Source organism: Photobacterium iliopiscarium (assembly GCF_003026395.1).
Lineage (GTDB): Bacteria > Pseudomonadota > Gammaproteobacteria > Enterobacterales > Vibrionaceae > Photobacterium > Photobacterium iliopiscarium.
On the sequence record NZ_PYOO01000043.1, the window covers coordinates 1 to 511 of the forward strand.

Genomic DNA, 511 nt, shown 5'->3' on the forward strand with positions numbered 1-511 from the left:
TTGAAGCGGCTAAGATCTTCGGTGCTCACCAGTCTTACTCTGGTATCGTAGGTACATCTGGTTCAAACCGTACTATCATGCAAGCATGTATGAAAGACGACGATATCGCTATTTGTGACCGTAACTGTCACAAATCAATTGAACAAGGTCTGATCCTAACGGGCGCACGTCCAATCTACATGGTACCTAGCCGTAACTGTTACGGTATCATCGGTCCGATCAGCAAAGTTCAAATGAGCAAAGAAGGCATCGCGCTTAAAGCTAAAAATGCGGGCATTCCTTTCAACGCTGACGAGAAAAAAGCAAGCTACGCAGTAGTAACTAACTGTACTTATGACGGTTTATGTTACCACTCAGAAGTGACTGAAGCGCTACTAGGTGAAAGCTCTAGCCGTATTCACATGGATGAAGCATGGTTTGGTTACGCACGTTTTAACCCTATCTACAAGGGTCACTACGCAATGCGTGGCGATGCTAAAGACCATACTGGTCCTACAGTATTTGCAACACA

1 pseudogene is annotated in these 511 nt (G+C 45.0%); it reads left to right on the plus strand.

Annotated features, from left to right (window positions below):
• Positions 1-511: pseudogene (locus C9J51_RS19395) on the plus strand (arginine decarboxylase); the annotation flags it as partial.